General features: G+C 72.1%; 8 protein-coding genes. 5 read left to right on the top strand and 3 right to left on the bottom strand.

What is annotated here, in order from left to right; genetic code table 11:
• Positions 1 to 112: 112 nt before the first annotated feature.
• Positions 113 to 1,450: an extracellular solute-binding protein gene (locus AB0K82_RS39920; RefSeq protein ID WP_364407496.1), complete on the bottom strand. Its 1,338-nt coding sequence runs from the start codon at positions 1,448 to 1,450 to the stop codon at positions 113 to 115.
• Positions 1,451 to 1,891: 441 nt separating this feature from the next.
• Between AB0K82_RS39920 and AB0K82_RS39915 the strand changes: the two genes are divergently transcribed.
• The 4 genes from AB0K82_RS39915 (at position 1,892) to AB0K82_RS39900 (ending at position 6,068) form a co-directional block, all read left to right on the top strand.
• Positions 1,892 to 4,267, top strand: a complete 2,376-nt coding sequence (locus AB0K82_RS39915; protein ID WP_364407493.1) for a glycoside hydrolase family 3 N-terminal domain-containing protein — start codon at positions 1,892 to 1,894, stop codon at positions 4,265 to 4,267.
• Positions 4,268 to 4,360: 93 nt separating this feature from the next.
• Positions 4,361 to 4,900 carry a SigE family RNA polymerase sigma factor gene (locus tag AB0K82_RS39910; RefSeq protein ID WP_345366972.1) on the top strand — a complete coding sequence of 180 codons (540 nt, stop codon included), beginning with the start codon at positions 4,361 to 4,363 and terminating at the stop codon, positions 4,898 to 4,900.
• On the top strand, positions 4,897 to 5,658 hold the full coding sequence (locus tag AB0K82_RS39905; protein WP_364407490.1) for a hypothetical protein: 762 nt from the start codon (positions 4,897 to 4,899) through the stop codon (positions 5,656 to 5,658). Before AB0K82_RS39910 ends, AB0K82_RS39905 begins: the two co-directional genes overlap by 4 nt.
• A gap of 128 nt (positions 5,659 to 5,786) precedes the next feature.
• Positions 5,787 to 6,068 carry a hypothetical protein gene (locus tag AB0K82_RS39900; protein WP_364407487.1) on the top strand — a complete coding sequence of 94 codons (282 nt, stop codon included), beginning with the start codon at positions 5,787 to 5,789 and terminating at the stop codon, positions 6,066 to 6,068.
• A gap of 31 nt (positions 6,069 to 6,099) precedes the next feature.
• On the opposite strand, the gene AB0K82_RS39895 is transcribed toward AB0K82_RS39900, so the two are convergent.
• The gene (locus AB0K82_RS39895; protein ID WP_364407484.1) at positions 6,100 to 6,513 is read right to left on the bottom strand and encodes an organic hydroperoxide resistance protein; all 414 of its coding nucleotides are present in this window, start codon (positions 6,511 to 6,513) and stop codon (positions 6,100 to 6,102) included.
• Positions 6,514 to 6,751: 238 nt separating this feature from the next.
• On the opposite strand from AB0K82_RS39895, the gene AB0K82_RS39890 reads away from it, so the two are divergent.
• A complete protein-coding gene (locus AB0K82_RS39890) occupies positions 6,752 to 6,961 on the top strand; it encodes a hypothetical protein (protein WP_364407481.1) in 210 nt (69 codons plus the stop codon).
• Between the two features lie 55 nt (positions 6,962 to 7,016).
• Here AB0K82_RS39890 and AB0K82_RS39885 read toward each other — a convergent pair whose 3' ends face one another.
• Positions 7,017 to 8,906: a bifunctional metallophosphatase/5'-nucleotidase gene (locus tag AB0K82_RS39885; protein WP_364407479.1), complete on the bottom strand. Its 1,890-nt coding sequence runs from the start codon at positions 8,904 to 8,906 to the stop codon at positions 7,017 to 7,019.
• Positions 8,907 to 8,989 lie beyond the last annotated feature (83 nt).

The raw sequence follows: 8,989 nt of genomic DNA, 5'->3' as shown, positions 1-8,989 counted from the left end.
GAGTCCTCCCGGGCCCTGATGAGCATGCCATTCGTCTCCCTGGCCGTGTACAACGGGTTGGAGGTGGACGCTCTCACGCTCACCGTGCCGGCCGCCTCGGTCCGCGCCGCCATCACTTCACCTGGCCCATGATCTGGACGAACTTCTCCGGGGTCAGCTTCTTGAGGAAGACCTTCTGCAGGTTGTTGTGCAGCGGGTCGGTGAACACGTGCGGCAGCGCCTGGTCCCAGGACAGAGTGAAGCTCGGCGCCTTCTGCACCATCTGGTAGACGTACGTGGAGAACTCCGGGCCGGGCGAGGCGGACAGCCTCGACTCCAGGCCGCTGACGGCCGGCACGTCACCCGCCTTGATCAGCTTGTCGACGTACATCTGGCCGGCCATCTCCTTCTTGAGGAAGGCCAGCGCGGCGCCCACGTCCCTGGACCTACTGCTGATCGAGTAGTAGTTGGTGGGGTTGCCGACGACGCTGTTCGGGTCGCCCTTGCCCCCGGTGATGGTCGGGAAGGGCGCGAACGCGAGGTCGTTCTTGGCGAACTGCGGGTGCTTGTCGACCTGGTTGGAGTACTCCCACGTCCCCATCAGGTGCATCGCGGCCTTGCCCTTGGCGAACAGCAGCCCGGCGCCGTCGTTGACGTAGTTGACCGACGCGAAGTTGGTGCCGAACGCCCGCCGGTCGACCAGGTCCTGGATCCGCCGCAGCGCGTCGAGCACGAGCGGGTGCCCCCAGGCGTTCGGCTTGCCGGCCAGGATGTCCGCGAAGACCGACGGGCCGCCGAGACGCTCGACGAGGTACTCCAGCCACATCAGGTTGGGCCAGGCGTCGACGTGGCCCAGCGCGAACGGCTGGATCTTCTTCGAGTCGAAGTACGTGACCAGTTTCAGCAGGTCGTCGTACGTGGCCGGGGGCTTCTGGCCGTGCTGGGCGAACAGCGTCTTGTTGTAGAAGAGCAGCACGGGCTGCATCCCGCGCATCGGGATGCCGTAGAACTTCCCGTCGGCCGCCTTCCCCGCGTCGAGCACCGAGGGCAGGAAGGAGTTCTGCCACGTCGGGTCGCTCGTGAGGTGCGGGGTGAGGTCGACCAGGCGACCGCTCTGGGCGTAGTCCTGGATGCTGCCGGTGCCCCAGTTGAAGAGCAGGTCCGGCGGGTTCGGCGAGCCCATCCCGATGCGGAGCTTGTCGGTGTACCCCGAGCTGCCGGAGTTGGGGATCTCCACAAGCTTGATCTTCGTGGTCGACGACTTGTTGAAGTCGTCGAGGGACGCCTGCTGGATGGGGTTCTGCCCGTCGTCCTGCAGAACCCAGGCCTGGAGGGTCTTGCCGCCTCCCTTACCCCCGCCGGAGGGCCCGGAGGTTCCGCAGGCGCTGAGCAGAGGGGCGGTGAGCCCGGCGATTCCGGCGGCTCCGGCGGCCGAGAGGAAGGTACGGCGCGAGAGCGGTGAGTCGCCCATCGGTCCTCCTTGGGGGATTGCGGCAGAGACGGGCGTTGCGACGACGTGTCGGCGCTGTTTCGAAAAAGTGTCGGGAAAGCAGTTGCTGCCGTACCTTAAGAAAGCGCTTCGCAGCGGTCAACCCTTCGCGACGTTCTTTGTGAAACCGGCAATCCTGCGGGCTACGGAGACCTTGGCGACTCCGAAACATTGCGATAACGTTCACCTCGGCCGCTCGGCGAGCAAGCCCCTCGCCACCGAGCCGCGCGTCCGGCCATCCACGGCGCCACCGCCGGCCGCACCCAGGACGCGTGCCCCGTGGACCTCGATGCGGTGGGAGCGCGAGGCCCACGGGACACGCCTGGCCCACACCACGTTCGATCGCCAGACGGGAGCCCACCACAGATGGCCGAAACGCTTCCTCACCCCACCCGACCGACCGGGTCATGGCGAGACCGCCGGTTGCCGACCGCCGAACGGGTGGCCGACCTGCTGAGCCGGATGACCGTGGAGGAGAAGGCGGCCCAGCTGGTCGGGTACTGGGCCGTGTCCGCCCGCCCCGGCGAGGAGGTGGCGCCGCTCCCCGACGACTTCGGTGAGCCGCCGCCGCTGGACGACGTCATCAAGGCCGGACTCGGCCAGCTCACCCGCGTCTTCGGCACCGCGCCGGTCCCGCCGGCCGAGGGCGCGGCCCGGCTGCGCGAGCTGCAGGCGCGGGTCGCCGCCGGCAACCGGTTCGGCATCCCCGCGATCGCGCACGAGGAGTGCCTCACGGGCTTCATGACCCACACCGCGACCGTCTTCCCCTGCCCGCTGGCGTGGGGCGCGACGTTCGACCCCGAGCTGGTCGAGGAGATGGCCGGCGCGATCGCCGACAGCATGCGGCGGGTCGGCGTCCACCAGGGCCTCGCGCCCGTCCTCGACGTGACCCGCGACCCCCGGTGGGGCCGCACCGAGGAGACCATCGGGGAGGACCCTTACCTCGTCGGCCGGATCGGCACGGCCTACGTGCGCGGGCTGGAGGGCCGTGGCGTCGTGGCCACGCTCAAGCACTTCGCGGCGTACGCCTCGTCGCGGGCCGGCCGGAACATGGCGTCCGCCGCCCTCGGCCCCCGCGAGTACGCCGACATCGTCCTCGAACCGTTCTTCCTCGCCCTCCGCGAGGGCGGCGCCCGCTCGGTCATGGCCGCGTACGTGGACGTCGACGGCGTCCCGGCCACCGCCGACGAACGCCTGATGACCCGGCTGCTCCGCGACGAGCTCGGCTTCACCGGCGTCGTGGTGGCCGACTACTTCGGCATCTCCTTCCTCGAGAGCATGCACGGCGTCGCCGGCTCCCCTGGCGAGTCCGCCGCCCTCGCCCTGCGCGCGGGCGTCGACGTCGAGCTGCCGACCATCCGCTGCTACGGCGCGCCGCTGGTCGAGATGGTGCGGCGCGGCGCCGTCCCGGAGGAGGACCTGGACCGTTCGGTGGCCCGCGTCCTCGCGCTCAAGTGCGACCTCGGCCTGCTCGACGACGCTGCGGAGGGAGCGAACGACGGCTCCGCCGACGGCTCGGCGGACGGAGCCGCCGCGGTGGCCGGGGTACGGCCGGGCGGCTCGGTCGACGGGGTACGGGCGGACGGCTCGGTCGACGGGGTACGGCCCGGCGACCCGATCGACCTGGATCCGCCCGCTCACCGGCGCCTGGCGCGCCGGGTCGCCGAGGAGTCGGTGGTCCTGCTCGCCAACGACGGCGTCCTCCCGCTGCGCGCCGGCCGCGTCGCGGTGACCGGACCGCTCGCCACCGAGCCGCGGGCCATGCTCGGCTGCTACGCCTTCCCCAACCACATGACCGCGCGGTTCCCCGACCTGCCGTTCGGCGTGGACATCCCGCCCCTCGCGGACGCCCTGCGCGCCGAACTGCCGGACACGGAGATCGAGGTGGTGGCCGGCCGGGACGTCCGGGTCACCGACGACGCGGACATCGCCGCCGCCGTCGCGGCCGCCCGCCGCGCGGAGGTGTGCGTGCTCACCCTCGGCGACCGGTCGGACCTGTTCGGCCGGGGCACCTCGGGCGAGGGCTGTGACGCCGAGAGCCTCGCCCTGCCCGGCCGGCAGGCCGAACTCGCGGACGCGGTGCTGGCCACCGGCACGCCCACGGTCATCGTGCTGCTCGCCGGCCGCCCGTACGCGCTCGGCGGCCTGGTGGACCGGGCGGCGGCGATCGTGCAGGCCTTCTTCCCCGGCGAGGAGGGCGGCCCCGCGGTCGCCGGCGTGCTGTCGGGCCGGGTCGAGCCGTCGGGACGCCTGCCGGTCAGCGTGCCGCACGGCCCGGGCGGCCAGCCGGCGACGTACCTGCACTCGCGAACCGGCGGGCGGTCGCGCTGGAGCTCGATCGACCCGACCCCGCTGTTCCCCTTCGGCCACGGGCTGACCTGGACCCGATTCGCGTACGACGCCCTGGAGGTGGACCCGTCGGCCGCCACGGACGGGACCGTGCGCGTCACCGCCACGGTGCGCAACACGGGGGACCGGCCCGGCACCGAGGTCGTCCAGCTGTACCTCGGCGACCCGGTCGCCTCCGTCGTACGGCCGGCGCGATGGCTGGCCGGCTGGGCGCGGGTCCGGCTCGAGCCCGGCGCGGCCGCCCGGGTGGAGTTCACCGTGCACGCCGACCGCACCTCGTTCACCGACCTCGGCCTGCGACGCGTCGTCGAACCCGGCCGGGTGGACGTCGCGGTCGGCGGGTCCAGCGCCGACCTGCCGCTGCGGGGGTCGTTCACCCTGACCGGCCCGGAGCGCGTGCTCGGCCCGGACCGCGTCCTGACCGTGCCGGTCGAGGTGACGCCGTGCTGAGCCGCGCTTATCGGTAGAAATCTGGTCAACACTGCTACTCTCGGCGCGGCTGAGGCCGACGAGCGGACGCAGCCATGCACCCGGGAGCGCCCTGTGCAGTCCGAGGACGACGCAGCAGAGTTCCACGCCTTCTTCGAGGCGCACCATCGGGAGCTGGCGCGTCTCGCCTATCTGCTCACCGGGGACGCGGACGCCGCCGACGACCTCGCCGCCGACGCGTTCGTCGCGGCCTGGCACCAGTGGGGCCGGGTCCGGGCGGCGGACCAGCCGCTCGCCTACGTCCGCCGCATCGTGGTGAACCTCGCCGCCAGCCGGGTCCGTACTCTCGTCCGGGAGCGTGCGCGCGCCGGGCGGCTCGGGGCCATGTTCCGCGACCGGTCCGACGACCCGGACGTTCCCGCCGTGCTCGACGTGCGCGCGGCGCTGCGGCGGCTGCCGATGCGCAAGCGCGCGTGCGTCGTCCTGCGGTACGCCTTCGACCTGTCGGAGCAGGAGACGGCGCGCGTCCTGGGGATCTCGGTCGGGACGGTGAAGAGCCAGACGTCACGGGGGGTGGCGGAGTTGGAGAAGGCCCTGGGCGCGTGGCGGTCGCCGCCGGCGCACCCGGCCGGGCGCACGGGGGAGGCGCGATGAGCGAGCCGCCCGCCTGGCTGCGCTCCGCCCTGCGCGAGGAGGCCGACGCGCACCGGCCCGACGGCGACCGCATGTGGTCCCGCGTGGACGCCGGCACCGGCGGGCGCCGGGCCCGGCCGGCCCGCGGCCGCTCGCTGGCCGCGGCGGCGCTGGCCGCGGTCGGCGTGGCCGCCGTCTCGGTGGGAGTGGTGACGTGGCGGGCCGAGGGACCGGCCGCCCCGGCCGTCCCGGCCGGGCACGGCACGACCCAGACCGACCGGCCGGCCCCGTCGTCCGCCGCCTCCACACGGGGCGACGCCGCGCCGACGGCCGGCCCCGACCGGCCCTCCCCGACCGGTGGCCCCACCACCTCCTCGGCGGTCCCGCGACGGCCCCGTACGACGTCGCCGGCGGTCGTGGCCGGGCTCGCCTCGACGAGCAACGGCTACTGGGCGGAGGAGGACGTGACCCTGTCCAGGACCCGGCCGCTCACCGCGCTGCGGGTCACCGTACGCGTGGCGCGCACGGCGGGCGTACGGTCGACGGGTTCCTGGTCGAACCTGCCGGGCGACACGTTCCAGGTCACGGTCGGCGACGAGGGGAGCGCGGTCGTCTACACGTGGGTGCTGCGCCCCGGCCGGTCGGTGCCGCCCGGCCGGTACGTCTTCGCCGCCCAGTACGCACGCGCACCCGACGGCCACGACGCCCACCAGGACACCTACAGCGTGACGGCCGCCGACGGCGCCGGCCGGCCGCTCACCGAGAGCGGCCGTTTCTAGCAGACAACCCGACTTAAGGTCATCCCGGACCCGGTTGAACCTTCCGTCCCATTCCTCGCGTACAGCATGGTGACGGTCCGAATCGGGGACCGCACGAGGCGACAGGGCACGGCGGAAGGAGTTCGGCGGTGCGACGCGCGATCGCTCATGAGGAGGAGGTCCGGCTGCTCGAGAGGCTGAGCGCGGAGCTGGTCCGGCTCGGGGTGGAGTCCGACCTGCGCCGGTCGCTGCCCGGCCTGGCCGTCGCGACCGACGTGCCCGGCGTTCCGCTGTACATCTTCGTCAGCGAGTCGGGGAACCACTTCGACTGGCGAAACGCCGAGATGCGCCATCCGGTCGGCGACGTGACCGGAGCGGCCGAGAGGATCCAGGGCTTCCTGCACCGCGAGGAGGCGGCGGAGCGGTCCTGAGCGTCGGCGACCGGACGGCGCACGCGGGCCCCTACTCGACGACGAGCTCGACCGGGATGTTGCCCCGGGTGGCGTTGGAATAGGGGCAGACCTGGTGCGCGGCCTCGACGAGCTCGCGGCCGGTCCCGGCGGGGACACCGTCGGGCAGCTCGACGCGCAGGACCACCTCGAGGCCGTAGCCGCCGGAGTCGTTCGGCCCGATGCCGACCTCGGCGGTGACGGCGGCGTCGGAGACACTGATCTTCTTCTCGCCGGCGACGTGATCGAGCGCGCTCGCGAAGCAGGCCGCGTACCCGGCGGCGAACAGCTGCTCGGGGTTGGTGCCCTCGCCGTCTCCGCCCATCTCGGTCGGGGCGGCCAGAGTGACGTCGAGCTTCTTGTCGGAACTGACCGCGCGGCCGTCCCGGCCGGACGCGGTGGCGATCGCCGTGTACAGGACGCTCATGCGACCTCCTTCGTCGGGGGAGTGACCAGAGGCGCTGCGCTCATTGACTCGCTCGCTGCGCTCACTCGTGCGACCTCCCTACTAGGCCCGTCTGTGCACTTTTCAGAGTTCCACGCGAGAGCGTCGACGGGGTCATCACCACGATGACCCTGCGAAACGGCCCGTTCTGGTGGAAGGTTCTCCGCCGCGTCCAGCAGGATCGGTGCCGGCATGATCACGAACGGTCGGAGAGGCGGTCATGGACCGGTTGGAGCCCTGGGAGATCAGAGATGCCGTCGAGGACGGTACGCGGGCCGCGCTCGGCCTGCCGCGGGCGGATCGCGGGAGCTGTCCGGCGCCGGCCCGGGGCTTCGCGATCCTTCGTTTCGGGTTCGACGACGATCCGAAGGCCCCGAAGGTCTCCCTGATGGACGACATCGTCGCGGGCGTGAAACCGAACAGCGACTGAAACGCCTCGGCCCGTACGGCGGGAGCCGTACGGGCCGAGGCGGTCGAGCCGGAGGTCAGGACAGCGGGGTGATGCGGTCCCTCGCCGGGACCGCGAGGCCGGTGGAGCCGGCGGCCGTGAGGTAGGCGACGAAGGCGTCGATGTCCTGGGCGCCGCCGAGCGGGTCGGTGCCCTCGTTGAAAACGGTGAACCCGTCCCCGCCGGTGGCGAGGAAGTTGTTCATCGTGACGCGCAGGCTCGTGGTCGGGGTGACCGTCGCGCCGTTCACCTTGATCTCACCGATCTTGCCGGCGCAGGTCGCGGCGGACGGGTTCGACTGGTAGGTGAGCGTCTTGGAGAGCTGCAGGACCTTCTGGGACGTCTGGCCGCCGCAGCCGGTGAACTGCTGCTCCAGGACGCGCCGGAGCATGTCGCCGGTCATCGTCTTGGTGACGAGGCTGTTGCCGAACGGCTGGACCGTGAACGCCTCACCGTAGGTGACCTCGCCGACCGCCTCACCGCCGGCGGAGATGTCGGCGGCCTTGAGATCCGCGCGGACGCCGCCCGGGTTCATCAGCGCGAGCTGGGCGCCGCCCGTGTTCGCGTCGGAGGTCGCGGCGAGCTGCGCGTCGGCGATCACGTCGCCGAGCGTCGTCTCGCCGACGGAGGTCGCGTCCCGGGTCAGGTCGCCCTGGATCCTGCCGACCACCTTGTTGGCCAGCGGCGCGGACGCGTCGACGTACTGCTTGACGACCTTCGCCACGGCCGGGTCGGCCTTGGACGGGTCCTCCTGGCGGGTGACGCCGGTGCCCGGGGTGTTCAGCGCGTTCTCGACGATCGAGTTGGTCGCGTCGGCCGAGACGAGCGTGCCGGTCCGGTTGTCGACCTTGAGCGTGATGTCGCTGAGGATGCGGCCGAACGACGCCGCGCTGGTGACCAGGCGCGTGACGCCGTTCACGGTGATCGTGCAGCGGTACTCGGCGTGCGTGTGGCCGGACACGATGACCTTGATCGAGGGATCCAGCTTCTTGGCGATCGCCTCGATGTCGCTGCCGGCGAGGTTCCCCGCGCACCCGTTCGGCGTGTTGATCGTGCCGGTCTGGAAGCCGCCCTGGTGGATGACGAGGACCGGGATCTTCACACCCTGCTTGGCGAGCTGCTTGGCGGCGCGGTTCGCGGCGGCCGCCTCGTCGCCGAAGTCCAGGCCGGCGACGCCGGTCGGGGTGACGATCGTGGGCGTGGCCTGCAGCACCTCACCGATGAAGCCGACGGAGATCGGCCGCCCGCTCGTCGAGGGGAACCGCTTGACGCCGTACGCGGGCAGCAGCGTCTTGCCGGTCGCCTTGTCCGTCACGTTGGCGGACAGGTACTGGAAGGCGGCGCCCGGGTAGGTGTTGGTCGTCGTCCACTTGCCGTGCCGCTCGACCGGGTACGGCGCGCCCTTGCAGCCGGTGCTCGCGCAGCCGCCGTTCTGGATGCGCAGGAGCTCGGTCTTGCCCTTGTCGAACTCGTGGTTGCCGACCGAGGCGAAGTCGGCGTTCATCAGGTTGGCCATGATGGTGGCCGGTTCCTCGTTGAACAGCCCGTTGACGAGGGGGCTGGCGCCGATGTCGTCACCGGCCATCACGCTGGCCTCGCGGGCGCCGTACCGCTGCTGCTTGTCCTTCACCGCCTTGGCCAGGAAGGCGGCGCCGCCCGCGAACTTGCCGTAGATGGTCAGGCCGGCCGGTTCGAGGTTGCCGTGGAAGTCGTTCCAGGCGATCAGGTGGACGTCGGTCGTGCGAACGGGCCGGTGCTTGGACCAGTCGACCGAGACCTTGTCGGAGAGTGTATTGGCGCCGGCGATGGTGACCGCGTCGGCCGGCTGTGAGCCGGTGACGGCCAGCGGCGCGGCGGCCACCGCGCCCAGCGCGACGGCGATGAGTCCCGCACGGGTCGCGCGGGAACGCAGGAACCTAGGGGGCAAGGCTTCCTCCGGGAGCCGGGGACCACGAGGTCTCCGGTGGGGACGTCGATACCGGCCGTACCTTCCCATGCGACGGCGACGCG

The sequence above is a fragment of the Actinoallomurus sp. NPDC052274 genome (assembly GCF_040679475.1).
GTDB classification, from domain to species: Bacteria; Actinomycetota; Actinomycetes; order Streptosporangiales; family Streptosporangiaceae; genus Actinoallomurus; species Actinoallomurus liliacearum.
This window is presented reverse-complemented; position numbering and strand designations above follow the sequence as displayed.